Consider the following 25,798-nt stretch of genomic DNA (forward strand, 5'->3'; position numbering starts at 1 on the left):
AAGCCACGCATGAACGAGACCTCCGACAAGAGTCGCGAATTCCGGACGCACGTATGACGTGTCAAGTCAGCGACGCGAAGCAGCCCGCACTCGCGACGACTCCCCCACCCATTTGACGACGCCCCGTGATGACAGCCATAAATCCGCCCATGCGGACATCCTAGCTTTATCCGAAAAAACTGTTTCTCTCATTGACGCTGTGTTTCGCGCTTGAAGCCAGTGCCGCTGCCGTGAGCTCCGCGTCGGCGACCGCGTTCACGGTGCCCAACGGAACGTTCGAGGTGCCTGCCCTCCCCGCCTCACCTGGGTACGCCTACGCCCCCGCCGGCTCTGGCTGGACGCTGGCAGGCGGCGCGGGCCTCTCCCGGAACGCCACGGCGTTCACGTCGGGGAATCCCAACGCGCCCGAAGGCGCGCAGGTGCTCGTCCTCCAGGCCGCGGGAACGGCGTCACGCGCGTTCAACTTCACGGCGGGCTACTACGTCTTCAGCTTCTCCACGGCGCAGCGCGGAAACGACCCGACCAGCGCCCAGAGCGTCCAGTTGCTCGTTGACGGCACGGCCATCCTGACCGTGAGCCCCGTCGGCGCGACGTACCAACGGCTCACGGCTGGACCGGTGCTGCTCACCTCCGGGCCCCACACCGTCGAACTGCGCGGGCTCAAACCCCAGGGCGGGGACACCGCCTTCGTGGATGACTTCAGGGCGTCGCGCGTGAGGGACATCAGCATCAGCGGCTTCGAATCGCCCGCCATCCCCACCAGCCCCGGCTTTGTCTATGCGCCCACGGGAAGCCCCTGGAGCTTCACCGCGGGCGCGGGCCTCGCACGAAACGGGAGCGCCTTCACCGTCGCCAATCCCGCCGCGCCCGAGGGCGCTCAGGTCCTCTTCCTCCAAGGCGGGGCCACGGCCACCACCGCCGTCACCCTTCCGCGCACGGGCTACTACCGCTTCCGGCTGAGGGCCGCCTTGCGCGCCAATGACCCGACCCAGCCCCCGGCCAAGGACGTCCGCGTCACCGTCAATGGCACGGAGGTCGGCCACTTCCGCCTCGGGAGCATCCAGTACACCGAGCACGTCTCCACGGTGCTCGCGCTGAACGCCGGGCCCGTCACGGTGAGTGTGCTCGGTGAGGACACGTCTCCGGGAGACCACACGGGGCTGGTGGATGACCTCCGGATGGAGATGGTCCACGACTGGAATGATGCCTACGTCTGGGGCGGCGCGGTGCCGACGGCGAGTGACACCGCCACCGTGGGCCTCGGCAGCGCGGTCAGCCTCCAGGGCACGCTCACCCCGGGGGCCGTCGTGGTGAGCGGCGAGGTGCTCGGCGTCCAGAACCGGCCCGTGTCCCTCACCACGCGGTATGTGATGGTGATGGGCCCAGGCTCCCTGTTCGAGCTGGGCCAGGAGCTGACGCCCTACCCCAGCACCGCCGTCATCACGCTCAACGCATCCGAGCCCACGCTCGACGTGATGGGAATGGGCGACAAGTTCCTCGGCGCCATGACCAACGCCACCGTCCGGCTGCATGGCGAGGAACGGGTGAGCTGGACGCAGCTCCAGGGGAATGTGAGCGCGGGAAGCAACAGCCTGGTCCTGAAGCAGCCCGTCAACTGGCGGCAGGGCGACGTCATCGTCGTCGTGTCCAGTACCCGGAACTGGAACGAGGCCGAGCAGCGCGTCATCCAGTCCCTCGACGCAACCAACACGCGGCTCACCCTGACGAGCCCGCTCTCCCACGCACACAGCGGCGTGCAGAAGTCCTATTCCAACGGCTCACGCACGTGGACCGCGGACCTGCGCGCCCAGGTGGGCCTGCTCACTCACAACATCAAGGTGCAGGGAGATTCCACGTCCGCGGCCAACGGGTTCGGCGGGCACGTGATGATCATGGGCAGCTCGCGCGCGTTCATCAGCGGCGTCGAGCTCTTCAACATGGGCCAGAAGGCGAAGCTGGGGCGCTACCCGTTCCACTGGCACATGCTGGGCGCCGAGGGCGCCGGGCAGTACTTCAAGAACTCCAGCATCCACCACTCCTACAACCGCGCCATCACCATCCACGGCACCGAGAGCACGCTGGTGGAGAACAACTTCTTCCATGACCACATCGGCCACGGCGTGTTCCTGGAAGACGGCAGCGAGCGCTTCAACGTCATCAAGCGCAACGTGACGCTGCTCACCCGCCGTCCCGCGCCCGGAGAGCAGGTCACCCCCTCCGACAACCAATTCAACGCCGTCCAGAACCGCACGCCGGCCAGCTATTGGATCACCAATCCCCAGAACACCTTCGAGGACAACGTCGCGGCGGGAACCGAGGGCACGGGGTTCTGGTTCGCGTTCCCCGACAAGCCCATGGGCCAGTCCGCGGGGGATTCGCGATTCCAGGACATGCCCGTCCGGACGCTCCCGTTGATTTCGTTCAAGGGCAACAGCGCCCACAGCACCATGAGCGCGTTCGACATCTTCGACAGGCTGAGCCCTGACCATGAAATCGAGCCGAACCACGGCTGGTTGAACCCGGACCTCCACCTCATCGAGGACGGCACGTGGTACGCGAACGCGATGGCGCTCTACACGGGGATTGGCGCCGGGGGTTCGACCAACAACCTCGTCTTCCGCAACAACATCATGGTCGACAACACCGTCGGCACCATGATGGCCAGCTACAGCATCGTCGAGCAGAGCCTGTTCGTGGCGGACTCAGGGGAGAACCTCGTGAGCGGCGAGCGGACCGCCTACCGCGTCTATGACGGCGCGGGGCAGGTCCGCGACTCCCACTTCGTCGGGTGGACCGCGGCCAACGCCAGTTTCCTCATGAACACGGGCGCGGCCATCAAGCACCCCAACCACACGTTCCTCCGGAACACGATGTCCCCCGCCGGGCCACCCCGCATCCGTTATTGCGACGAATCAGGCACGCTGTGCGACGCCACGGGCAAACCCACGCCGGGCACCCACGCCGGGCACCCCAAGCACCCGCGCGTCTGGTCCACCGTGCTGCGAGACCTCACGGGGAGCATCACCGGCAAGCCCAACACGGCCATCGTGTCCAACCATCCGTTCATGCTCGTGGGAGACGAGTACCAGCCGCCGAACTGGGAGTACGCATACCGGAGCGACCACCGGTTCGTGCTCTCCCTGCTCTACTACGACGAGAACCTGCAACTGAGCCCCAACCTCACCTGCACGCGCAGGAAGGCGGGGACCAACACCGAGCACGTCTACTACGTCGACGGCTACCGCGAATGGCATCAACTGCCCGTCATCGTCAACGAGGGCTATGAGTACACCTATGCCTACGAGTCGCTTCCATCGAACAAGTCAGTGCTGATGCAGATGGTGGACGCCACCCCGGGTGACTCGTACATCGCCCACTTCAAGGACTTCGGAAAGCTGGGGGGGCTCTCGTACTTTACCAATCAGGGGAACTTTCCCCCTCGCGAATCCCTCGCCGCGCTCCGTGCCTCCACCGCCTCGGGGTACTACCTGCAGCCGGGCGGAGACCTGAGCATCAAGGCGGTGGCCACGGACAGCTACCAGGGGTTCATCATCTCCTGGATGACGGACTTCGTGGTTCCACCGCTCGACACGGACGGAGACAGGATGCCGGACTCCGTGGAGATTGGCGCGAACCGGCACGCCTTCGACGCCTCGGACCTCTCCGTGGAGTTCAACGCGCTGGGTGACACCGAAGGCTGGGTGGGCACCAACATCGCGGGACAAGCGGTGAGCGGTGGCGTGTTGACCGGAACCTCCAGCAGCGCCGACGCGATACTCATCAACAGCGACTACAACTTCGACGCCAGCCGAGTGGCGACGCTCCGGGTCCACATGCGGTCCTTCGCGCCCACCGGCGTCCAGTTGTTCTTCGCCACCGACACCCAACCCGGGTTCTCCGGCGCGCGCGTGGCGACCGTGGGCCACTCCGGCGGCGGCACGTACCAGACGCTCACGTTCAACATGCAGGGCGTCCCCGGTTGGAATGGGACCATCACCGACCTGCGCCTGGACCCGGTGTCGGGCTCGGGCATCGCGTTCGACATCGACTGGATTCGAGCGACGGCGCCGTAGCGCTCCGCCTTCCCGGCTCAAGGGGAAGGTGGGCTCACCCACCTGGGCGGTTCACGCGGGAGATGCCCAGGTGGGGACGGGGTCGACGACGGAGAATCGAAGCTGACGGAGACGGGCCCGGTCGCTGATGACGTTGAACGCCGCGACGCGGTCGCCTCGGCGTTCGACTTCGAGGACGAGCAGCGGCCGCCCAAGCGGCGCGACGACGATGCCCAGGGCGCCATTCACGAAGACGGGTCGGGCGAAGCGCGCTCGGCCGGAGTTGGTGAGCGTCTCCTCCGCGACGCGGCGGGCGCCACGAACCTCGGTCTCCTCCTCACCTCGCAGCGCGGCACGGTCCGCACGGCGCACGACGTCCGGCGCCAGCACGGCGAGGAGGGCCTCCAGGTCCCCCGCGCGTGAAGCGGCGAGGAAGGCGTCGATGACCTCTCGCTGCTCGCGGAGCTCGGCGGCGGAAACCGTGGGCGTGCCCCGCACCCGCTGACGGGCACGGCTCGCCAGCTTCTTCGCGGCGACAGGGGAGCGCTCGACAATCCCGGCGATCTCCTCGAAAGACACGCCGAACAAATCATGAAGCACGAACGCGATGCGTTCCGCGGGCCCCAACGCGTCGAGCACCACGAGCAGCGCGAGCCCGACGGACTCCGCCATCACCAGGTCACCCTCCGGATGCGCCTCGGCATCGTGGGCGATGACCCGGTCGAGTTCAGCGACGTCGAAAAACTCCTCACCCCGTCGCTGGCGCGAGCGCAGCGACTCCAGGCACACGCGCGCGACAATCGTGGTCAGCCAGCCCGCCACGTTGACGACGGCACGGGCATCGAAGCGGCTGGCTCGAAGCCAGGTCTCCTGCACCGCGTCGTCCGCCTCGTCCGCGGAGCCGAGCATGCGAAACGCGACCGCCCGCAGGTGGCGGCGGGACCGGTCGAACTGCTCGGCCAACTCGGAGTGATTCGCCATCGGTCACCTTTCATCCGCGCCATTCATCATAGCGAGAGACGCGATGAACGACGCGAGAACAAGGAGCCGGTCATGCCTGTACTGATGGTGCGTTACCAGGTGGCGGAACAAGGTGTCGAAGAGGTGACTCGAGCGGTCCAGGCCGCGTTCGAGGCCGTGAGGGCACAGCAGCCCAAGGGCCTGCGCTATTCATACTTTCATCGAGCGGGCAGCACCGAGTTCATCGCGCTGCTCGACCTGGATGAAGGCATCGAGAATCCGTTGTTTGGAATCGAGGCGGCCCGAGCGCTGCAAGCCACCGTGGCCCGCTGGGCCGTGGGTGAGCCGCCGAAGCCGCTACCCGTCGAGCGGATCGGCTCGTACGGCAGCGCCCCGTAACGAGACTCGAGGCGGACCGATGGAGGCCCCGGCGTGGGTCCAAGGGTGGGCCCATCGCCGGGACTCCGGAACCCACACTCCGCGAGACACTACACGTCGCAGTCCAGCGGACCCTCCGGGGTCCACGCGCGCTGGAGCATCAGCGAAAAGGCGGTGAGCACCACGGCATCGCGCTCCTCCGCCGACAGGTCCGGTGCCATCCACAGCGTCGCGGGTTTCACCACCTGCACGGAGGCCACCGTCCGCTCATCGCGGAGCAGGTGGAAGCCGAGATAGGACACCGGCAATCCGTGCTGGGACTGGCTGGCGCTCAGGACACTCAAGCGCACCTCGCCCACCTGCGCCTGCCCTCGTACGACCGGGGCCTCCGTGACGGCTCTCTGGCGCTCCGCGGACTGCGTGAGCTCCACGCGCCCGCCCCCTTCCAGCTCGCAGAGGACACGGCTCTGGCCGCGGCCCACGGTGAACTGCCCCTTCAACGCCTCCAGCTCCGCCTGCACGCCCGTCATCTTCTCCTGGCACTCCACCTTCGTCGGACGGGATGACGGCACCTCTGAAGCCAGCGTGAAGCGATAGGCCGACTTCCGCTCGCACGCGGTGGCGTTGCGCAGCGAGCCGCTCATGAACTCGACCGCATCGGTGGCATACAGCGCGGAGTATCCAGCGGCGGACAGAGTGCCCCCCGTGCCCAGGAACCGCTGGTGCCGCTCGATGGGGACCGGACGGGCCTCGCGCGCCAACGTCTCCGGGACCGCGAGCCTCAACGGGCTGCACGCGACCCCATTGCCCACCATCAGCCCCATCATCAGGACTCCCACCCACCTCTTGCTCCACATCGCCTGACTCCCCCTGACGGGTGCCCCACGTGCTCCCCCGGCCGGGGTGCGGACGCCGCGCCTTGTCGCGGTTCATACGCAGCGAGCGCCGCGCCCTGGCTGTGACTCGCCGAGACCCGTACCCCGAGTGACCGAGCCAGGTGGCCGCTGGTCGAGGTGCCGGGGGCCGGAGGGAGCCCGAAAGCTTGGAGGGCAGGCGCGCTTGGCCTGGGTGCCAGAGCCAGGACTTCAGGTATGCTTGCCGGGCTTTCGGACCCGTGAGGCCGGGTCCCACACGATGAGCGGACAGCAGGATGAAGGGGGCCGGGGTCGACTCCTCAGGCCCGCTCGAAAGGTTCACACACATGAAGCGACTGGCACGAGTCGGTCTGGTGTTCGGAGTTCTCGCCCTGGGCGGCACGGTGGCCTGTAAAGGCGAGGAGGACCTCGCCAAGCCACACCGCATCAAGGGCAGCGATCACCTGAGCAAGAAGGAGTACAAGGAGGCCGCCGCGGCCTACGCGCTGTCACTCCAGGCGGACCCCAAGCAGGAGAAGGTCTGGGAGAAGAAGGCGTTCGCCCACCTCCAGCTCGGGGAGATGGACAAGGCCAGCGAGGCCGTCCTGAAGATCCTCGAGATGAAGACCACGCCGGCCGAGAAGGCCGAGACGTACCGGACGCTCGCCAGCATGAACATGCAGGGCGGCGCCACGGAAGCGGCCGAGAAGTACTTCAACGAGGCCCTGAAGCTCGAGCCGAAGGACGAGGCGTCCCTCGGGTGGATTGCTGAAATCTACGCCCAGCGCGGTGGTGCGCGCTCCATGGCGGCGCCCATCGTCAAGGCCGACCTGGAGAAGTCGCTCAACTATTACGACCAGGTCATCGCCCTCAACCCCAACTCCGCCAACACGTACCTCAACAAGCGCGTGGTGATGGGCCGCCTCATGGAATACGAGCGGCAGCAGAAGGAGATGGCGCTGTCGGAGGCCACCGAGAACGCGAAGGACCCGGCCATCGTCGCCGAGGCGAACGCCCGCGCCGCCGAGCACCAGAAGCGGATGGACGAGTTCCAGGGCCAGTTCGCGGACATGACCAAGAAGTTCAGCGACGCGCAGAAGGCCACCAAGGCCCAGGCGGCGAACGCGCAGTAGTCCCCTCGCCTTCCTGAAGCTCCAGGGCCTGGAACCGCGCACCGGTTCCAGGCCCTTCGTTTTTTCTCGAAGGCAGAAGCGTTTCCTGGAGGTCACGGGGTGATTCCGTCGTGCCCCCCAGGCACCGTGCGCATTACGCTGCGCCCCTCAAAACTTCACAGGGAGGCTCGTGTATGGACGTGCGCGCGGCGGTGGCGCTCGAGGCGGGAAAGCCGTTGAGCATCGAGACGGTTCACCTCGAGGGGCCCAAGGCGGGAGAGGTGCTCATCGAGCTGAAGGCCACCGGCATCTGCCACACGGACGAGTTCACGCTCTCCGGGCAGGACCCGGAGGGCTTGTTCCCCGCCATTCTCGGCCACGAGGGCGCGGGCGTGGTGGTGGACGTGGGGCCGGGCGTGACGTCGGTGCGCAAGGGCGACCACGTCATCCCGCTGTACACGCCGGAGTGTCGGCAATGTAAGTCGTGCCTGTCGCGCAAGACGAACCTGTGTACGGCCATCCGCGCGACGCAGGGCAAGGGCCTGATGCCGGACGGCACCAGTCGCTTCCGGTTGGGCAAGCAGAGCGTGCACCACTACATGGGCACGTCCACCTTCGCGCAGTACACGGTGCTGCCGGAGATCGCCGTCGCGAAGATTCGCGAGGACGCCCCGTTCGACAAGGTCTGCTACATCGGCTGCGGCGTGACGACGGGCATCGGCGCGGTGGTGTACACGGCGAAGGTGGAGGCGGGCGCGCGCGTCGTCGTGTTCGGACTGGGCGGAATCGGGCTCAACGTGGTGCAGGCCGCGCGCATGGTGGGCGCGGACCAGATTGTCGGCGTGGACATCAACCCCGCGCGCAAGGCCATGGCGGAGAAGTTCGGCCTCACCCACTTCGTCAACCCGAAGGAAGTCGAGGGGGACCTGGTGCCCTACCTCGTCAACCTGACGAATGGCGGCGCGGACTACAGCTTCGAATGCATTGGCAACGTGAACACGATGCGCCAGGCGCTCGAGTGCTGCCACCGGGGCTGGGGCGAGAGCATCGTCATCGGCGTGGCGGGCGCCGGGCAGGAGATCAAGACGCGGCCCTTCCAGCTCGTCACCGGGCGCGTGTGGAAGGGCAGCGCGTTCGGCGGCGCACGGGGCCGCACGGACGTGCCCCAGATTGTCGACTGGTACATGAACGGGAAGATCAACGTCGACGACCTCATCACCCACACGCTGAAGCTGGAGGACATCAACCAGGGCTTCGACCTGATGCACCGGGGCGAGTCCATCCGCAGCGTGGTGAAGTACTCATGACGGCGGCCCCCACACTGCTGAGCCAGCACCGCTGCTTCGACGGCACCGTCGGCTTCTACAAGCACGTGTCCGAGGCGTGCGGGGGTGACATGCGCTTCGGCGTCTTCGTTCCGCCGCAGGCGCGGGAGCGCAAGGTGCCGGTGCTCTACTACCTCGCCGGCCTCACGTGCACGGAAGACACCTTCCTCATCAAGGGGGGCGCGCAGCGCGTGGCCTCCGAGCTGGGGGTGATGCTGGTGGCACCCGACACCAGTCCTCGTGGCGCGGGCTATCCCGGCGAGGACGCGTCCTGGGACTTCGGCGTGGGCGCGGGGTTCTACCTGGACGCCACCCAGGCGCCCTGGTCCGCGCGCTACCGCATGGGCACGTACGTCACGCGGGAGCTGCCCGCGCTCATCGCCGAGCACTTCCCCGCCCGGGAGGACCGCGAGGGCATCTTCGGGCACTCCATGGGCGGCCATGGCGCGCTGGTGTGCGCGCTGCGCAATCCGGGGCGATACCGCTCCGTGTCCGCCTTCGCGCCCATCGTCGCGCCCATGCGCGTGCCGTGGGGCCAGAAGGCCTTCAAGGGCTACCTGGGCGAGGACACGGCCACGTGGCGCGAGTACGACGCCACGGAGCTGATCCGCTCCGCGAAGACGCGGCTTCCTCCGCTGCTGGTGGACCAGGGCACGGGCGACAAGTTCCTCCAGGAACAGCTGAAGCCGGAGCTGCTGAAAGAGGCCTGCGAGGCCACGGGGCAGCCGCTCACGCTGCGCATCCATGACGGGTATGACCACGGCTACTACTTCATCTCCACGTTCATGGAGGACCACCTGCGGCACCACGCCGCGGCGCTGAACGCGTAGCCTCGCGGACACCTCGCGGGGGCCCGGTGACGGACACGTCCGGGCCCTCCGCGAGCGAGCAAGCCCGACCACTCGTCGGCTTTCGCTCGGGCCCTCGCGCCCGCCTTTGACGACCCTTTCGTCGAGGCATAGGGTGGGAGATCCGCTGGAGGGCCGGGCGATGACGGGTGCACTTCCATCCACGACGACACCGTCCGGCACGGGGCGCCTGAACCGGCCCCGGAGGCTCGCGGTCGAAGCGCTCGGCTGCGGGCTGCTCGTGGTGGCACTCGAAGGAGCCCACCACGGCGCGGAGCACCTGGGAGTGAGCGCCACCGACGGGCGCCTCTTCATGTCCCTGGCCGCGGGCGTCGTCCTCGCCTGCCTCACGCTGGTGCTCCAGCCGTTGTCCGGGGCGCACTTCAATCCCGCCCTCACCTTCGCGGATGCGCTGGAGGACGGCACGCCGTGGCGGGACGTTCCGCGCTACGTGCTCGCGCAGCTCGGCGGTGGCCTGGTCGGACGGCTGGTCGCCCACCTCATGTGCGGGGAGCCCCTGCTCATCGCGACGCGTGCGCCTTCGGCCAGCTCCGCGCAGTTCCTCACCGAGCTGGTCGCCACGTTCGGCCTGCTGGTGGTGGTGCGTGGGTGCGTGCGCAGCCGTCCGTCCGCCACGCCCCTGGTCGTCGCGGGCTATGCCGCCGCCACTGTCTGGTTCACCGACTCGCGCTCGCTGGCCAATCCCGCGCTCATCCTCGCACGCGCCGTGAGCACCCGCGCCAGCGCCCTGCATGCGATGGATGTCGAGTCCTTCGTCGCCGCGCAGATGCTGGGCGCCACGCTCGCCGTGCTGCTCTTCCGCTGGTTGATGATGCCCGCGGAGAAGCCCGCGCACAGGCCCTGGTGTGTCGTCTTCCAGTGCTCGCGTCCGACCGTGGCCGAGCAGGCCGTCACGGTCTTCAATGGCCTCTCCGCCCAGGACCGGGCCCGGGCCACGGTGGATGGCGCCGCGTGTGACGGGGATGCGAACGGACCGCCGCCGCTCGTGGTGCGGCTGGTCCTGGCCGGTGAGGATGCGCCTCCATTGGCGGGAGGCGGCGCTTGCTGGCGGGTGCCCGTGAGTGAAGATGGAACTGCGGATGAGGTGCAGCGACTCCGAGCGTCACTGCGCGAGCCCATCCAGCGATTGTTGCGCGAGCGCGGATGGTCCCGGCTGCACGCCGTGGGCGACGCGGCGCACGAGGCACCACGCCACACCACCTGAAGTCTTCGCTCGACGAAGGAGAGGCTCACCCTTGATGGAAGGACTTCCGCCGGCCGTCTCCTGGCCGCCGCTCGAGACGTTGATGCGCTTGACGCTGGCCCTGGGCGTGGGGCTCTTCGTGGGATTGGAGCGCGAGTGGCGTGGCAAGGAGGCCGGCTTGCGCACCTTCGGCTTCGCATCGCTGCTGGGGGCGATGGGCGGGCTGCTGGGCACTCCGTTCGCCATCACCGCCGTGGCCCTGCTGGGTGTGCTGGTGGGCTTCCTGAACTGGCAGTCGCTGCGGGCGAACGAGGGCGCGGAGCTGACCACCTCCGCCGCGCTCCTCGTCACCGGCTTCACCGGAGTGCTGTGTGGATTGGGGCATGTGGTGACACCCGCGGCGGTGGCCGTGACGAGCGCGGGGCTGCTCACATGGAAGGAGCGACTGGCGGGCTTCAGCAGCAAGATCACCGCCGAGGAGCTGCGCTCCGCCATCCTGCTGGCCATCCTCGCCTTCGCCATCTACCCGGTGTTGCCGACCGCGCCCGTCGACCCATGGGGGCTCATCGTGCCCCGCGTGGCGTGGGTGACGGTCATCCTCATCGCGGCGATGGGGTTCGTGAACTACGTGTTGCTCAAGCTCTTCGGCACGCGCGGCGTGGAGGTGACGGGATTCCTGGGAGGGCTCGTCAACAGCACCGTCACGGTGACGGAGCTGGCCCATCGCGTGAAGGAGACGGACGGACGGCTCCAGGACGTGGCGTATCGAGGCGTCATGCTGGCCACGGCGGCGATGGCGATGCGCAATGCCGCACTGCTCGGCATCCTGTCCTATCGGGCGCTGGTGAACTCCGTGGTGCCGCTCACGCTCATCCTGCTGTCGAGCATCGGGCTCGCGCTGGTGAGGGCCCGCAAGACTCCGAGCAGCACGGCCGCCGTGCCGTCGCTGCCCCTGGAGAGTCCCTTCTCGCTCACGTCCGCGCTCAAGTTCGGAGCGATGCTGCTGCTGTTCCAGGTCGTGGGCACGGTGGGGCAAAGCCTCCTGGGCCACGCGGGCTTCTATGCGGTGAGCGCGCTGGGAGGACTGGTGTCGAGCGCCTCGGCGGTGGCCTCGGCCGCGTCACTGAGTTCGCATGGGTCGCTGTCACCGACCACCGCGGGAGTCGGCGCCACCATCGCGTCACTCGCGAGCGCCGCCGTCAGCTTCGTGGTGGTGGCACGAGTGGCGGGGCAGCGGGCGCTCACGGTGCGATTGGGATGGGCCCTCGGCACGGTGTTCGTCCTGGGCCTCGCCGGGGCCTTCGTCCAGACCCGAATCGGAGGGCTGTTCCCCTGAGCCCTGGGGCCGAGTCGAGCGGGTCGGTCCGCGGCTAACGACGCTTGCGCGAGCCGCCGCCGAGAAGTGCGAGGAGGATGCCGCCCGCCAGCGCGGCGCCGCCGCCCGCGATGTACAGCGTGGTGTTCTCGCTGTACTTGCCCGTGAGGGCCTGCGTCGCGCGCTCGGTCAACGACTCGCGCGCATTCAGTCCCGTCCACAGCAACACGCCGCCCGCGACGGCGAGCATCACTCCCACGAGCCGAATCATTCCCACGGTGACTCCTCGAGTTGAACCGAGAGCGTTATAGCGCCCCAGGAGAGCGCCCGGTGGAAATGAGGGCCGTGGGGATGGGCGTCCCCCAACGGCGTCGCCTGCCTACTCCTGCGCGGACGACTGAGCCGGCTGCTTGGGCTGCTTCGCCAGGTCCATGAGCTTCCTCATCCGGGTCGCGGTGTCGTCCTCGGGGAGGATTCCAGCCTGCTCCGCGATGGTGTCCGCCGCCTTCCGCCGACGCTCCTCCTGCAGCGCAGCCACTGCTTCGTGGTCGGGAAGGTTCGGCCCGAGTCCACCCACGACGGCGGCACGAATGCTCATCGCGGCGTTCCTCACCACCTGCGCGTTCTGGAAGACCGTCCCCTGCTCCTTGGACTGCGTCGCGCCGGTCCCGTACGCGGACACCACGCCACTGAGAAGCGTGAAGGCCTTCACGGAGACAAGCCTCCCGCCGCTCGACCCCACCGCGTCCTCCAGCATGACATGCGGCAGGACCCACACATCCGGAGAGATGCCCTTCTCACGGGCGGCGGAGATGCGATCCTCATCCGACGCACCGATTCGCGCCGCGCTGCCAGTCAGACCCGTCACAGGCACGATGCGCAACAGGGGGTCGGCGGAGAGTTCGCGCCGGAGAGATTCGTCGAGCTGCTTCCGGTCGAGCGCCTTGGAGAGCGCTTCGGCGACCGTCGTCTCGAACACGGCGACCTGGATGGGGTCCTGGGGCGAACGCCGAGGCGCTTCGGCGATGGCCTTGGCGTAGGCCTCCTTGTCGCGCTCCTTCGCGTCGATGCGTGCCTGCTCCGCCGGGTCCGAGCTGCGAACGGTGGTCTTACCGTCGAGCCCCGTCGAGGTCGTGGTCACGGTCAATCCGGCACAACCGACGAAAGCGAAGACAACCAGGGCTGAGACAAGGGCGCGCGAATACATGTCATCTCCGGGGGGACTGTGCAGGAGGACTGACCATGGACCGTCAATGTCCATGGGCACGCTCAGGACGAGGTCCCTGGAGAAAAATTCACACGGGACAGGGGACGGTGTCGCGCGCCTCGCGTGGCCCCAATGGGCGCGCGCTCAGGCCAGTCGATACGGCTCGCCCCTGAAGCCCTCTGCGCGGAGTTCGTCCGCGAGCACGAGGTAGGGGTTGTCGCCCGGGTCCAATCCCCGCAGGAACGCGTCCCATGCGGCGCGGTCCGCCGCCTCATCGAGAGGCACGGTAAGCGACTCGAACCAGGCACGCGGAATCGGTGGTTCAGCGGAATGGTCGAAGGTCCGTGCGCTGTGCGAGAACCCAGCGCTGCATGGATGGGCGGCGCTCAGTGCGTCCAAGGTGCGTTCCAGCCAGTCCTCGTACCCACTCGACGCGGGCACCACCCTGCGCGCGAGGTGCGCGGATTTGACCGCGGTCCATTCGAGCGCCGTGCGGCTCTTGCCCCAGGCGAAGTGCAGGTCATCGAGGAGGAGCAGCGCCTTCTGGCGAGGCCCGTCGGGATCTCCCTTGCGATTGACCTCGTCACGGACGTCGTCGAAGTCCAGGCTCCTCGCATAGCCCTTGTCGAGGATGGACGCCCAGGCGGCCTCGACACGCTGGAGCGGATCTCCGACATCCGTGTGGCCATCCAGCCGAAAGAGCACCCACTCCAGGCAAGCCAGGCCAAGAGCCGCCTTGGCTTTGTAGTCGAGCGACCAGACCTTCTCGACCAACTGCCGAGGCTGCGCGTTCGGATCGCTGAACGAGACAGCGATTTCGTTGCTCCAAGCGAAGGACAGCGGCGCCGAAGACAGGTCGGCGGGCATGTAGCGAGGACGGTGAAGCACGCGAATCTCCAGTCCAGCGTCCTCGATACACGTCAGCGACAGGCTTCAGCGCTTCGTCCGCCCTTTGACCGCGCCGCGCGCCTTGCCACCCGACACGGATGACTTGCCGGGCTTCGCCGCGCTCTTCGCCTGGACCTTGGGAGCCTTCGACCGGGGCGACTTCACCTGGGTCTTGGGCACCTTGGACCTGGTCGGCTTTGCCGTGGCCACCTTGGCCTTCGCGACCTTGGCCTTGGGCGACTTCTTGGCGACGGGCTTCGAAGGAGCGGCCTTCTTCACCGGAGCCTTCTTTGCCGGAGCCTTCTTTGCCGCGGCCTTCTTCACCGGAGCCGAAGCCTTGCCCGAAGCGGCCTTCTTCACCGTGACGACGGGCTTCTTGCCCACCGCCGTCGGTCTCGCGGTCGGAGAACGCGCCGCCGGGGCCGCCTCCGCGGACACCTTGGCCGCACCACGCTTGACGGCGGTCGTGCGCTTCGGTGCCTTCTCGGGCGCGGGCTTGACGCTCTCGCTCTTGGGCCCTGGCTGCGGGGCCACCTCCGTGGGCCGAGCCACAGGCGACTCGGACACAGGCGGAGCACGGACTTCCGCCGCTGGGGGTGACAGACGCTCAGGCGACTTCGCGGGGACCTCCGCGGGCCGCGACGGCGCCACCTCGGGCGTCGAACGCGCTGCGGGCTCTCGCTGCTCGCGAACCGGCGGCTTCGCCGGAGGCTCGGGCGGAACCGAAGGCTGCCAGTTCTCCGGCGCGAACTCAGGCTTCGTCTCCGCGGGCGGCTTCGGAGGCACGAACACGGACGCGGGGCGGTTGAAGCGAGAGTCCTTCGACGCGGGCTTGCCTCCACGTCCCTGCCCCTGCCCATGACGCGGCTGCGAGGGCCGGCCACCCTTCCCCACGGGCTGGCTCTGCGAGGCCAACGCACGCAGCCGGTCAAAGCCGGGATGCGGTGACGCCCCCATGCTCTCGCTCGTGCTCGGATCCGACCAGGACGTCGTCGTGTCAGGCACCTCGGGCACGGTTTCCTCGCGGACCTCTTGCGTCTCCTGCACGGGCGCGCTGCTCACGTCCGAGCTCGCGCCCTGCTCCGGCCGCACGAACATCCTCCGCTTCGGCCCGTGAGCTTCTCCCGGAGACCGAGCCCCCGGAGGACCGGCTTGCGTCTTCGCCGTGTCGTCTCGCCAGGGCTTCTTGAACGTGGACTCGCTGCGGGGAGGCGAGGCCTCCTCGCGTCGCCCCTCGCGCACGAAGCGCCCACGAGGACGCGCGGGTTCCTCACGCGCGGCCCAGGAGCGAGCCGGCGCACCCTTGGTCGTGTCGCGCTCCCACTGTCCGGGCTTGCCCGGCTTGGGCTTGCCGTACGGCAGTTGCTGCTCACGCGGCTCGGGGCGACGACGCGCGGGTGCGCCACCCTCATGTCGCGACAGCAGCGCTTCGCCCGCGAACTGGAGCGCGTCGAAGTCGATCTTCCGCGCCGTCGGATTCGCCGACAACAGTCGCACGCGCAGCTTCTGTCCCACGCGCACACGCCGCCCGTTCGGATACACGAGCGAGTGCGTCTGCTTGTCCAGCTTCGAGCCGGGCCCCAGCGTCTCCGCCTTCACCAGACCCTCGACGTGCTCGGCGTCCAGTTCGACGAAGAACCCGAAGTCGGTGATGGCCGCCACGGTGGCCGCGAACTCCTCGCCGACGCGGTCCTTCATCATCAAGGTCGCGTAGAAGGACACCACCTCTCGCTCCACCTGCATGGCCGCGCGCTCCCTGTCGGAGCACTGCATGGCCATGTCCTCGAGCTTCTCCTCCTCGCGGTCCAACATCGCCAGGGACGGCTTGCGCCCCTCCCGCGCCCAGTGCGCCTTCAACAGCCGGTGCACCAGCAGGTCCGGATACCGCCGGATGGGCGAGGTGAAGTGCAGGTAGTGCTCCGCCGCGAGGCCGTAGTGGCCCACCTTCGACGGCGTGTACACGGCCTGCATCATCGAGCGAAGCAGGAGCTGGTTCAGCGCCCGCTGCTCCGGGTGACCCGTGAGCTGGCTGATGAACGCGTCCAGTTCCTTCGAGGACACGCCGTCGTCGATGACCAGCTTGAAGCCATACGCCTGCGCCAGCGCCCCGAAGGCGGCCAGCTTCTCCGGGTCCGGCTCGCCATGGAACCGGTACACCGTGGGCAGGCCCTCGTCCTGGAAGAAGCGCGCCACCGCCTCGTTGGCGGCGAGCATGCACTCCTCGATGAGCCGGTGGCTGTCCTTGCGCTCGCGCTTGTCCATGCGCTCGGGCAGGCCGTCCTTGCCCAGCACCACCTTGTGCTCGGGGATGTCGAAGTCGATGGCGCCCCGCTCCTTGCGCATCTTCATCAGCGCGCGGGCCAGCGACATCATCTTCTCGAAGTGCGGCTTGAAGGCATCGCGGTGCGGCACGCTCTTGCCGTCGAGGACGTCCTGCACTTCGTTGTACGTGCAGCGCGCCGCGCTGCGCATCACCGCCGGGTAGAGCGTGGACGAGCGCCGCTGTCCCTGGGCGTCGAACGTCATGTCCGCCACCATGCACAGCCGGTCTTCGTCCGGCCGCAGGGAGCAGATGCCGTTGCTGAGCCGCTCCGGAAGCATGGGCAGCACGCGGTCCGGCAGGTACACGGACGTCGCGCGACGCAGGGCCTCCGCGTCCAACGCGCTGCGCTCGCGCACGTAGTGCGTCACGTCCGCGATGGCGACCACCAGCCGCCACCCGCCCGCGAGGTCCTCCACGTACACCGCGTCGTCGAAGTCGCGCGCGTCCTCACCGTCGATGGTGACGAGCTGCATCGAGCGCAGGTCCTTGCGCTGTTCGCCGCTCGCCTCTTCCTCCGACACCTTCACGGCGTAGCGGTCCGCCTCGTCCATGACCTCCGGAGGGAACTCGTCCGAGAAGCCCTGCGAGTAGGCGATGCCAATCACTTCCGAGCTGGGAGTCCCCGGCTTGCCGAGCGAGCCGGCCACCTCGCCGAACAGTCCGCGTCCCGGCTCCAACAGGTTCGCGCCCACGCCCAGGCGCACCTTCACCAGGTCTCCTTCCTGGGCCATCTGCGTCTGCGGCACGCGGATGGGGCCGGGAAGGCTGGTGTCGGTGGGCAGCACCAGCGCATGGCGGCCCTGCGTCGTGTAGACGCCCACCGCCAGCTCGCGGCGACGGTCGACGACGCGCACCAGTCGCCCCTCGTACCGGCCGGGCCGACCCGCCACTTCCACCACCACCCGGTCATTGTCGAGCGCGCGCTGCGCCTCGGCCGGAGGCAGGAAGATGTTCTCGCCCTCTCCACCCACCGGATGCACGAAGCCGAAGCCGTCGCGGTGGACGTGGAGGATGCCCTCCACCGTGTCCAACACCTCGCCGAACGCCGGACGACGCGGGCCCCGATGACCGAAGCGCTCGCGCCCCTCGTCACGACGCGACGAGCCTGGCTTGTTGAAGTCCCGGCGCTCGCGGCCACGCGCGCCGTCGGTCCGCGCGAAATCTCGCGAGCCTTGGGCGTTGGGTGAGCGGCCCTTGAAGCCACCGCCCTCCTGGCCTCGGGCACCCTGGCCCGTGAGGCGCTCGCGCGTGGGGGCGTCGTAGGGGCGCCCCTTCTCCTGCCGGGGTCGGTGATCGCCGCGCACAGCGACGACGTCCGGCACGTCGGGAGCTACGGGGGGAGGAACAGGCAGGCCGTCATCACGCCGAGGTTGGGGGCGCAGGAAGCGCTTGCCCTCCTTGACGATGTGGCCCTGACGCACGAGGTCCCGGAGGGAGCGCTTGAGCTCGGTCTGCTGGCCAGGGTGCAGGCCCGCGAGTCGCAGGAGCTCCTTGATGCCCAGCGGGTGGTCGGCGTCGGAGAGGATCTGCTGGAGAAGGTCGGAAGAAATGCTCACGGTGGGGTCGCGGCTCGGCCGCTACGGGAACGGGTAAGCCCGAAGCGGCCGGGCGGGAACCCCCCGGCGACCGACTGCTTCCCGGAACCTTCTCCAGGAAGCGAAGTTCAGGGCTTGACCGTGACGTTGATCTTGAAGGAGCGGTCCACCAGGCCCGGCGTCAGCGCCTTGGCCAGGAAGAACTCCACCTCGAAAGTCCCCGGGTTTCGGGGAGTGAAGAAAAACTCGCGCGTGGCCGAGCCGCCGTTGGGACCCGGTTCGAAGTTGGCTTCGCGCAGACCCACGCGCTTGGCCGCCGTCGGCTCGATGGCCCAGGTGAACCCGGGCTGCTCGGGCAGGCGCACGGTGAGGCCGTGGTTGAGCTTCACGTCGACGGACGTGGGCACCTCGCCCTCGATGTGGACCATCTCCATCTCGTCGCGCGACACGGCGCGAGCTTCCGACGGACGCGGCTCCACGTTCTCCGCGGTGATGCGACCACCCCAGCCGGAGAGCTTGTCCACCACGCCCATGACCTGCAGCGTGTGGCCCACGTTCTTGCGCAGGCTCTTGACGGCGGCCTTGCCCTCGATGAGGAACGACACCTGCTGGCGCGTGCCGCCGTTGGAGACGACGAGGATGAACTCCTCGCCGTTCATCTCCAGATTTCCGCGCACGGCCGCGAAGCCCTTGATGCCCGCGCCCATGCCGGCCGCCGTCACCATGGAGACTTCACCGGGCGACAGGTAGCGCAGCCGGGGCTCGGTGTCCGCGGGCGGAGCCTCCACGACCTCGGCCTCCGGCTTCTTCGCGGAGTACTTGCGCACGTCCACCACGCCGCCGTGGTTGGTCGTCTTGCGGATCATCCCGCTGACGGAGACCTTGTGGTTCACGTAGGCGGGGAGGACTTCCTGATCCGGTCCCTGCAGCAGGAACGTGAGCTCTCGCTTGTCGCGCCCCACCACCACCAGGTTGGGCATCTCGTTGAGGACGACCAGACGGCCCTTGAGGCTGCCCTCGCCCATCACGCCACGACCCTCGCCCGCGGTGAGCAACTGCTCCATCTCACGCTTGGTGAGCGGCTCGCCCGGGGGCGGCAGCTTGGTGGCGCGAGGACGCGGCTTCTCCACGGCGGGAACCGCGGGAGCGGAGGCTGCCTTTCCGGCGCCCTTGCCCGTCGTGCCCTTCGTTCCAGCGGGAGTCTTCGCAGCGGGAGCCGCCGCCTTCGCCGTCGCGGACTTCGCGGCGGGAGCGGGCTTCGCCGCTGACTTCTTGGAAGGCGCCTTCTCCGCGGCCTTCTCCTTCTCGACAGCCTTGTCCTTCTCGATGACCTTCTCCTTCTCGGGAGCGGTCTCGACGGCCGCCTTCTTCGCTGCGGCCTTCGCGCCCTTCGTCACCGAATCCCCGACCCCCTTCACCAGCTTCGTCGTCGAGGTAGCGACCCGCTTGGACGCGTTCTTGATCAGGTCCAGCCGGGCGGATTTATCCTTCTTCGCGGCGGACTTCGCGCCAGTCTTTCCAGCGGGAGTCGCCTTCTTGGCCCCGGACTTGGGCTTGGCCATCGACGCTGTCTCCTTGAGAGTTCCCGTGTACTTTCAACGGGTTGCCACGCCACCCCCAGGAGGACTGGCAGGCTTCGCGATGATTGGAGCTTGTAACGATGATCAGATGGGCTGTCAAACTAACACTTGATTTTCTCTCGGACTTTGGGTGCGAACCGGGCTGAAGATGACGCCCATGAACGACGCCGCGACGCTGCTTCCGGAAGACGAGGCCCGAGCCCGGGTGCTGGCCCTGGCCACGCCCCTGTCAGCCGAGTGGCTGGCCCTCGATGATGCGCTGGGCAGGACGCTGGCGGAGGACGTGCTTGCCCAGCGGACGCTGCCTCCCTGGGACAACTCGGCGATGGACGGCTACGCGGTGCGCGCCGACGACCTGGCGGGCCCGCTGCCGGTGAGACTGCCCGTGTTGGAGACCGTCTACGCGGGCGGCACGCCGCGCCAAGAGGTCCGACCGGGTACCTGCGTGCGGATCATGACGGGCGCTCCCCTCCCCGTGGGCGCGGACGCCGTGGTCATGCGCGAGCGGGTCCGCCCCGTGCCGGATGGGGGCGCGGATCAGGTGGACATCCTGGAGGCCGTGGAGTCAGGCCAGCACGTGCGGCCCCGCGGCGAGGACGCGAAGGAAGGGACGCTCTTGCTGGCCCGAGGCACCCCGCTGGGCATCCCCGAGCTGGGGTTGCTCTGGGCCCAGGGCATCCTGTCGGCGCCGGTGCCGCGCGCGCCCCGGGTGGCCATCCTCTCCACGGGCGACGAACTGTGCCGCGCCGACGAGCCCCCGAGGGGCCGCATCGTCGACACCAACGCTCCGTCACTGGCGCTCGCGGTCCGCCGCGCGGGCGGGCACCCGTCCCTGCTGGGCATCGCCCAGGACACGCGGGACTCCGTGGGCGAGTTCCTGTCGCGCGCCCACGGCTTCGACGTGGTGCTCACCAGCGCGGGCGTGTCCGTGGGTGAGCGCGACTACGTGAAGGAGGTCCTTGCCGCCATCGGGGTGCAACAGCATCTGTGGCGCGTGGCCATCAAGCCGGGCAAGCCGCTGGTGGTGGGCAAGCGCGGGAGCACGCTGTTCTTCGGTCTGCCGGGCAACCCCACCTCGTCGCTGGTCACCTTCGAGCTCTTCGTCAGGCCGGCGCTCCGCCGGCTGCTCGGCCACACCGACGTGGACCCCTCGCGAGTGCCTGGGCGCCTGGATGGTCGGCTGTCCAAGCCTCCAGGGCTGGCGCACTTCGTCCGGGTGACGGCTGCCTGGAAGGACGGCAACCTCTGGGCGCGCCCCCTGGCCACCCAGACGTCGGGCGTGCTCCGTTCCGCGGCGACGGCCACGCATCTGCTGCACTTCGCGCGGGAAGCCAGCAGCTTGTCTCATGGAGACCCGGTGGAATTGTTGCCGCTCTCCTGGGGGGCTTGAGAAACCGGAGCCGTCCATCGTGCATCTTTGCGGAGGATTTCAGGCGGCAGCGGTGGTGAGTCCGCCTTGACTTGCGCGCATGGGGGCACCAAACAGGGGGCCTCGCATCTGGAGAATGAACCATCATGTCGGACATTCGCTCACCCCAGGTTCTTCCGACCCGTAAACCGACGCAGCACCTGGAGCGGTTCTCGGAGGCGGACATCCCCACGGAGCGGGGGCCCCTGCGGACCATCGTGTTCAGGGATCGCCGCAACGGTCGAGAGCACGTGGCGCTCGTCGCGGGCAACGTGTCCGGTGAGGAAGGGGTGCCGGTGCGAATCCACTCCGAGTGCCTGACGAGCGAGGTCTTCGGCAGCTTGAAGTGCGACTGCCGCGAGCAGTTGGACCGGGCGCTGGACTTCATCACCCAGCAGAAGCTGGGCGTGGTGCTCTACCTGCGCCAGGAAGGCCGAGGCATCGGCCTGGGCAACAAAATCAAGGCGTACGCCCTCCAGTCCAAGGGGTTGGACACGTACGAGGCCAACCGCCAGCTCGGCTTCGCGGACGACCTGCGCAGCTACGACATCGCGGCGGAGATGTTGCGCTCGCTGGACGTACGCTCGGTGGACCTCATCACCAACAATCCGCTGAAGATCGCCGGGATGGTGGAGGAAGGCATTCCCGTCCTGCGTCGAATCCCTTCCCGGACCGAGCACAATCCGCATAACGTCGACTACCTGAGGACGAAGCGCGAGCGTACGGGGCACCTGATTGAGCTCTTCGCCGAGGACGACGACACGGAAGCCAAGGCCGGCTGAGAAGGCGCCTGCGCGGCGGCGCAACGCCGTCGTGCGCAATCAAGCCCGTGTGCCCTTCGAGGTGCGCTTCTGGGGAGTGCGCGGCTCCATCCCCTCCCCCGGTCCGCAGACGAAGCGCTACGGCGGCAACACGCCGTGCGTGGAGGTGCGGTGTGGGGATGAGCTGCTGATCTTCGACCTGGGCTCGGGAGCGCGTGCGCTGGGCGATTCCTTGCTCATGGGGCCCCCCGGGCCGGTGCGCGGCAACATCTTCATCTCGCACTACCACTACGACCACCTGCAGGGCCTTCCCTTCTTCGCGCCCATCTTCATCCCGACGAGCGAGCTGACCCTGAACGGGCCGTCACGCAACGGGCGCACCACCCGGGAGCTGCTGGGTGGGCAGATGGTGCAGCCCTACTTCCCCGTGACGGCGGAGGGGGCCTTCCGCGCGAAGCTCACGTACCGGGACCTCTCTCCGGGAGGAACGCTCCAGCTCGGCCCCGCCCAGGTGCGCTGGTTGGAGTTGAACCACCCGGGCGGCAACCTGGGGTACCGCGTGGAGTGCGGTGGGCGCTCCGTGGTCTACGCCACGGATGTCGAGCACGGCAGTGATCTGGACTCGGGGCTGTTCGACTTCGCGCGGGGCGCGGACCTGCTCATCTACGACTCCATGTACACGGAGGACGAGTACCACGGCCGCTGTGGGCCGGCGCGCACGGGCTGGGGGCACTCGACATGGCAGGCCGCCGTGGCCGCCGCGGACGCCGCGCAGGTGAAGACGCTGGTGCTCTTCCACCATGACCCCTCGCGCGACGACGCGGCCATGGACAAGCTGCTGCGGCAGGTGCGCAGGCGCCGCCCGGAGGCCATCGCCGCCAAGGAGTCGATGGTCATCAAGCTGTAGCCGCGCGAAGCGGGCGCGGCCGTGGCTTCATTCAGGCGTCGCGCGCTGACACCGCGCGCTTCACCGCCTCGCGCAGCCCCGCGAATGGCAGGCGCTCCATGGCGGTGGGGACGTCCACCCACTCGAAGTCATCGTGCTCGGGGCCCAGGCGGACCTCGGTGTCCGGCGCGACGTGGACGGCGAAGCCACTCTCCTCCGCGAGCACGGGCGGCAACGTCTCGCCGATGGCGAAGGAGTGACGGTAGGCCAGGTCCTCCACGGGAAGTCGAAGGCCCGTCTCCTCCTCCAGCTCTCGGATCGCGGCCTGGGTGGGTGACTCTCCATCCTCCACGCGGCCGGTGAGGATCTGCCAGAAGCCGCCGCGCTCAGGACGACGTCGCACGAGCAACACGCGCGCCTCCGGGCCTCGACCTCGCACGACGGCGATGCTGACGGTGCGCATGGGCGCAGGGGCATCCACGCGCTCGCTGTCGAACACGGCGCAGAAGCTCCGGGCGAGCGCCTCTTCCACATCCGGGACAGGGACTGCGTGCCCGCGCTCCCGCTGCATGGAGGTGACACCGGCCTCGCGGATTCCGCAGGGCACGATGAAGCGGAAGTGCTCCATCTTCGTGTTCACGTTGAGCGCGAAGCCGTGCGTGGTGAGCCACCTGGACAGGTGGACACCGATGGCGGCGATCTTCCGCGCGTCGGGCGCACCCTCCTCGCCAATCCACACGCCGGGCCACTTGACGATGGGGCCCGCGGTGATGCCCCACTCGGACAGGACCTGCATGATGGAGCGCTCCACGTCACGCACGTAGCGGCGGACGTCGCGGCGCGACTCCGGGAGCAGGAAGATGGGGTAGCCGACAATCTGGCCGGGCCCGTGGTAGGTGACGTCGCCGCCCCGGTTCGTCTCGAAGACATTCACGTCCTCCGCGGAGAGGCTCGCGTCGGAGGCGGTGATGTTCTCCCGCTTCGCGCCCCGGCCCAGCGTGAGCACGGGCGGGTGCTCCAGCAACAGCAGCACGTCACCGCTCAGGCCCTCCCGACGTGAGTCGCCGAAGAGGCGCATCAGGTTGAGGCCGTCCTCGTACTCCACCCGGCCGAGCCGGTAGACGGTGATGGTGTTCACGACGTTCCCTTCCGCCGGCCCTTTCGAAGGGGCGTCGGCTTCGTCACGTTCTCGAGTTCCCAGGTACCTGGGGGAACCCGCTGGAGGAGTGCCTGGAGTTCGTGGCCGGCGCGGGGGGAGCGCTCGGCCTCGGCGGCGAAGGCGGAGAGGACGCTGTCGGACAGCGAGGTCGCCGGCTCACGCAGCGCCAGTCGCACGCGGGCCATCTCCACGTAGTCCTCGCGCGTGGGCGGGTGCAGGCTGAGCAGCACCTGGACGTGCTCCAGGATGCTCACGGGGATGACGCCACGTACCGCGCGCGACAAGGCCTCCGTCGTGGGCACCAAGAGGCGCTCCTCGCCTCCGCGCAGGATGAGTTTCCCCGGCTCGGGTGCGAGCCCTCGCGCGCTGAGCACCACGGAGGGCCGCGACTCACGAGCGAGGAAGACGGAGAGCGCGGTCTGGTGCTCCGTGCTCAGGCGATCCACGTCCTCGACGAACAGGGGCGAGGCCGACAGGTCCTCCGCGAGCGAAGCCACCGGGGTGAGGGTCCCCCTGCCCTGTCGCTGGAGCATCTGGAGCAGGACGCTCTTGCCCCAGCCCTCGGCCCCCACCAGCAGGATGCAGCGAGCACCCGACTGGAGCGCTCGCTCCATCGACGAGCGGACATCGGGCTGACCCACGAAGTCCATCGCGGCCGAGGCACGCACCGGCGAGCGAGGACGCGCCGGGAGCGGCACAGGACTCACGTCTCCGAGCAGCGATGCGGACTCCGTCAGACACGCCTTGCAGATGAAGGCACCGGCCGGTCCCGCGACCAAGTCTCCGACCTCCGCGCGAGGGCGGCAGCAGAACGAGCACCACGCATCCAGCGCCGCGTCCGCGCGAGCGGGGCCGCGCTCGATGATTCGCGGTCCGCGCCTGCGCCTCGGCGTGGTGTCGTCCTCCGACGCGTGCGCGGCGAAGGCCTCCACATCCGAGTCTCGCGCATCGGCCTGCCCCGTCGGCGCGAGCAGCCCATCTCCGAACGGTTCCTCACCTTCCGGCGAGCCGGGTCTCCATCGTGACTCGAAGAGCTGCTCGTCCACGGCGCCAGGTGAACGCTCCGCACGCACGAACTCCGAACCGCGAGAAGGCAACGCATCCCGAGCCACCGACGGAACCATCCCACGCGGAGTGGACCCCGCCGAGGCTGCGCTCCGGCCGACCAGAAACTCCAACCCCTTCGAGCCCCCTGACTCCACCGAGGCCTCGCGCTGCGCGGACAGGAACTCCAACCCCTTCGAGTCCCCTGGGTCCGCGGAGGCCGCGCTCCGAACCGGATGAAAGCCTTGCCCCGCGGACGCCCCTGACTCCGCCGAGACCGAGCTCCGAATCGGATGAAAGTTCTGCCCCTCCGAAGCTCCTGGCTCCACGGAGGCCGCGCTCCGCGCCGGATGAAGCTTCTGCCCTTCGGACGCCCCTGGGTCCACGGAGGCTGCGACCCGAGCGAGCTGGGCTTCGAGGCGCTGGAGGTCCTCGCTCACTTCCGTGTCCAGCACCCAGGCCGCGAGCTCGGGGGACTTCCCTGTCGGCTGCGACTCCACGTCGAGCAGCGCGTCCTGGATGAGGCGTTGCCGACGAACAAGCTCAGGAAGCGGGAGATCCTCCACGGACAGCACCAGTTGGCCGTCATCTTCCTCCTCGCCCCCTTGAGTCGGCAGAAGCGTCTCCGTCATCCCTTCGAGGCGGTTCACCTCCTCGAGGATGTCCAGGCGGCTCGTATCCAGCCTGCGCGCATGGCGCAGCAACTGGAGCGCTCGGGGGGCATTGCCCGCGTTCCGATAGAACGCCGCCGCTTGCTGGAGGCACTCCACGGCGCGAGTCACGTCACCCCGCAGCTCGGCGGACTGCGCGGCGCGGATCAGCTCGCGAGGGTTCTCGGCCATACGGACAGAGCCTAACCGTCTTGGTGGACCACCGCCCGGCCTCGACGCATTCCACGAGACGCAATCGCCGGCGAGCGGTCAGCCCCCTCCCCGGCGGCCCAGGGGACATCCCAGCCT

19 protein-coding genes are annotated in these 25,798 nt (G+C 68.6%); 10 read left to right on the plus strand and 9 right to left on the minus strand.

All coding sequences use genetic code 11. The features are described 5' to 3' along the window. The first annotated feature begins 230 nt into the window (after window positions 1-230). Entirely contained in the window at window positions 231-4,073 is a 3,843-nt protein-coding gene (locus tag HUA76_RS26640; protein WP_174462433.1) for a G8 domain-containing protein, read from the plus strand. A 51-nt stretch (window positions 4,074-4,124) separates the two neighbouring features. Here HUA76_RS26640 and HUA76_RS26645 read toward each other — a convergent pair whose 3' ends face one another. Further along, a complete protein-coding gene (locus HUA76_RS26645) occupies window positions 4,125-5,033 on the minus strand; it encodes a sigma-70 family RNA polymerase sigma factor (protein ID WP_174462434.1) in 909 nt (302 codons plus the stop codon). A gap of 72 nt (window positions 5,034-5,105) precedes the next feature. Here HUA76_RS26645 and HUA76_RS26650 point away from each other — a divergent pair, with 72 nt between their 5' ends. After that, a complete protein-coding gene (locus HUA76_RS26650; RefSeq protein WP_174456713.1) occupies window positions 5,106-5,411 on the plus strand; it encodes a hypothetical protein in 306 nt (101 codons plus the stop codon). An 89-nt stretch (window positions 5,412-5,500) separates the two neighbouring features. Here the strand turns inward: HUA76_RS26650 and HUA76_RS26655 are convergent, their stop codons facing one another. After that, complete coding sequence (locus tag HUA76_RS26655) at window positions 5,501-6,247, minus strand: hypothetical protein (protein ID WP_174462435.1); 747 nt, start codon at window positions 6,245-6,247, stop codon at window positions 5,501-5,503. Between the two features lie 344 nt (window positions 6,248-6,591). On the opposite strand from HUA76_RS26655, the gene HUA76_RS26660 reads away from it, so the two are divergent. The 5 genes from HUA76_RS26660 to HUA76_RS26680 all read left to right on the plus strand — a co-directional run bounded on the left by HUA76_RS26660 (window position 6,592) and on the right by HUA76_RS26680 (window position 12,069). Then, window positions 6,592-7,377, plus strand: a complete 786-nt coding sequence (locus tag HUA76_RS26660; RefSeq protein ID WP_141645332.1) for a tetratricopeptide repeat protein — start codon at window positions 6,592-6,594, stop codon at window positions 7,375-7,377. A gap of 173 nt (window positions 7,378-7,550) precedes the next feature. Then, on the plus strand, window positions 7,551-8,663 hold the full coding sequence (locus HUA76_RS26665) for an S-(hydroxymethyl)glutathione dehydrogenase/class III alcohol dehydrogenase (protein ID WP_141645331.1): 1,113 nt from the start codon (window positions 7,551-7,553) through the stop codon (window positions 8,661-8,663). Continuing rightward, on the plus strand, window positions 8,660-9,511 hold the full coding sequence (fghA, locus tag HUA76_RS26670; RefSeq protein ID WP_174462436.1) for an S-formylglutathione hydrolase: 852 nt from the start codon (window positions 8,660-8,662) through the stop codon (window positions 9,509-9,511). Before HUA76_RS26665 ends, fghA begins: the two co-directional genes overlap by 4 nt. A gap of 160 nt (window positions 9,512-9,671) precedes the next feature. After that, on the plus strand, window positions 9,672-10,754 hold the full coding sequence (locus tag HUA76_RS26675) for an aquaporin (protein ID WP_174462437.1): 1,083 nt from the start codon (window positions 9,672-9,674) through the stop codon (window positions 10,752-10,754). A gap of 34 nt (window positions 10,755-10,788) precedes the next feature. Next, complete coding sequence (locus HUA76_RS26680) at window positions 10,789-12,069, plus strand: MgtC/SapB family protein (RefSeq protein ID WP_254614502.1); 1,281 nt, start codon at window positions 10,789-10,791, stop codon at window positions 12,067-12,069. Window positions 12,070-12,103: 34 nt separating this feature from the next. Here HUA76_RS26680 and HUA76_RS26685 read toward each other — a convergent pair whose 3' ends face one another. The 5 genes from HUA76_RS26685 to HUA76_RS26705 form a co-directional block, all read right to left on the minus strand. Continuing rightward, entirely contained in the window at window positions 12,104-12,319 is a 216-nt protein-coding gene (locus tag HUA76_RS26685; RefSeq protein ID WP_141645327.1) for a DUF3185 family protein, read from the minus strand. A 108-nt stretch (window positions 12,320-12,427) separates the two neighbouring features. Continuing rightward, window positions 12,428-13,189 carry a hypothetical protein gene (locus tag HUA76_RS26690; RefSeq protein ID WP_371823526.1) on the minus strand — a complete coding sequence of 254 codons (762 nt, stop codon included), beginning with the start codon at window positions 13,187-13,189 and terminating at the stop codon, window positions 12,428-12,430. Between the two features lie 210 nt (window positions 13,190-13,399). Beyond that, on the minus strand, window positions 13,400-14,143 hold the full coding sequence (locus HUA76_RS26695; protein ID WP_174462440.1) for a hypothetical protein: 744 nt from the start codon (window positions 14,141-14,143) through the stop codon (window positions 13,400-13,402). A gap of 45 nt (window positions 14,144-14,188) precedes the next feature. Further along, window positions 14,189-18,022: a ribonuclease R gene (rnr, locus tag HUA76_RS26700; protein ID WP_174462441.1), complete on the minus strand. Its 3,834-nt coding sequence runs from the start codon at window positions 18,020-18,022 to the stop codon at window positions 14,189-14,191. A 107-nt stretch (window positions 18,023-18,129) separates the two neighbouring features. Continuing rightward, the gene (locus HUA76_RS26705) at window positions 18,130-19,563 is read right to left on the minus strand and encodes a protease inhibitor I42 family protein (RefSeq protein ID WP_141645323.1); all 1,434 of its coding nucleotides are present in this window, start codon (window positions 19,561-19,563) and stop codon (window positions 18,130-18,132) included. Window positions 19,564-19,738: 175 nt separating this feature from the next. Between HUA76_RS26705 and glp the strand changes: the two genes are divergently transcribed. The 3 genes from glp to HUA76_RS26720 all read left to right on the plus strand — a co-directional run bounded on the left by glp (window position 19,739) and on the right by HUA76_RS26720 (window position 22,657). After that, window positions 19,739-20,971 carry a gephyrin-like molybdotransferase Glp gene (glp, locus tag HUA76_RS26710; RefSeq protein WP_174462442.1) on the plus strand — a complete coding sequence of 411 codons (1,233 nt, stop codon included), beginning with the start codon at window positions 19,739-19,741 and terminating at the stop codon, window positions 20,969-20,971. A 125-nt stretch (window positions 20,972-21,096) separates the two neighbouring features. Continuing rightward, on the plus strand, window positions 21,097-21,771 hold the full coding sequence (gene ribA / locus HUA76_RS26715; protein WP_174456721.1) for a GTP cyclohydrolase II: 675 nt from the start codon (window positions 21,097-21,099) through the stop codon (window positions 21,769-21,771). 49 nt (window positions 21,772-21,820) lie between these two features. Further along, window positions 21,821-22,657 carry an MBL fold metallo-hydrolase gene (locus tag HUA76_RS26720; protein ID WP_141645343.1) on the plus strand — a complete coding sequence of 279 codons (837 nt, stop codon included), beginning with the start codon at window positions 21,821-21,823 and terminating at the stop codon, window positions 22,655-22,657. A 31-nt stretch (window positions 22,658-22,688) separates the two neighbouring features. Here HUA76_RS26720 and lipB read toward each other — a convergent pair whose 3' ends face one another. Together lipB and HUA76_RS46520 are read right to left on the minus strand one after the other, a co-directional pair. Further along, window positions 22,689-23,774, minus strand: coding sequence for a lipoyl(octanoyl) transferase LipB (gene lipB / locus HUA76_RS26725; RefSeq protein WP_174462443.1), 1,086 nt, complete (start codon window positions 23,772-23,774; stop codon window positions 22,689-22,691). Beyond that, window positions 23,771-25,681, minus strand: coding sequence for a ClpX C4-type zinc finger protein (locus HUA76_RS46520; protein ID WP_174462444.1), 1,911 nt, complete (start codon window positions 25,679-25,681; stop codon window positions 23,771-23,773). The genes lipB and HUA76_RS46520 overlap by 4 nt, the downstream gene beginning before the upstream one ends. Window positions 25,682-25,798: the final 117 nt, after the last annotated feature.

The organism is Myxococcus sp. CA056, assembly GCF_013336715.1.
Taxonomy (GTDB): Bacteria; Myxococcota; Myxococcia; order Myxococcales; family Myxococcaceae; genus Myxococcus; species Myxococcus llanfairpwllgwyngyllgogerychwyrndrobwllllantysiliogogogochensis.

Coding starts and splice junctions, on each gene's coding strand:
- HUA76_RS26645 (WP_174462434.1), bottom strand. CDS start 5,033: ATGGCGAATCACTCCGAGTTGGCCGAGCAGTTCGACCGGTCCCGCCGC.
- HUA76_RS26650 (WP_174456713.1), top strand. CDS start 5,106: ATGCCTGTACTGATGGTGCGTTACCAGGTGGCGGAACAAGGTGTCGAA.
- HUA76_RS26655 (WP_174462435.1), bottom strand. CDS start 6,247: ATGTGGAGCAAGAGGTGGGTGGGAGTCCTGATGATGGGGCTGATGGTG.
- HUA76_RS26660 (WP_141645332.1), top strand. CDS start 6,592: ATGAAGCGACTGGCACGAGTCGGTCTGGTGTTCGGAGTTCTCGCCCTG.
- HUA76_RS26665 (WP_141645331.1), top strand. CDS start 7,551: ATGGACGTGCGCGCGGCGGTGGCGCTCGAGGCGGGAAAGCCGTTGAGC.
- fghA (WP_174462436.1), top strand. CDS start 8,660: ATGACGGCGGCCCCCACACTGCTGAGCCAGCACCGCTGCTTCGACGGC.
- HUA76_RS26675 (WP_174462437.1), top strand. CDS start 9,672: ATGACGGGTGCACTTCCATCCACGACGACACCGTCCGGCACGGGGCGC.
- HUA76_RS26680 (WP_254614502.1), top strand. CDS start 10,789: ATGGAAGGACTTCCGCCGGCCGTCTCCTGGCCGCCGCTCGAGACGTTG.
- HUA76_RS26685 (WP_141645327.1), bottom strand. CDS start 12,319: ATGATTCGGCTCGTGGGAGTGATGCTCGCCGTCGCGGGCGGCGTGTTG.
- HUA76_RS26705 (WP_141645323.1), bottom strand. CDS start 19,563: ATGGCCAAGCCCAAGTCCGGGGCCAAGAAGGCGACTCCCGCTGGAAAG.
- glp (WP_174462442.1), top strand. CDS start 19,739: ATGAACGACGCCGCGACGCTGCTTCCGGAAGACGAGGCCCGAGCCCGG.
- ribA (WP_174456721.1), top strand. CDS start 21,097: ATGTCGGACATTCGCTCACCCCAGGTTCTTCCGACCCGTAAACCGACG.
- HUA76_RS46520 (WP_174462444.1), bottom strand. CDS start 25,681: ATGGCCGAGAACCCTCGCGAGCTGATCCGCGCCGCGCAGTCCGCCGAG.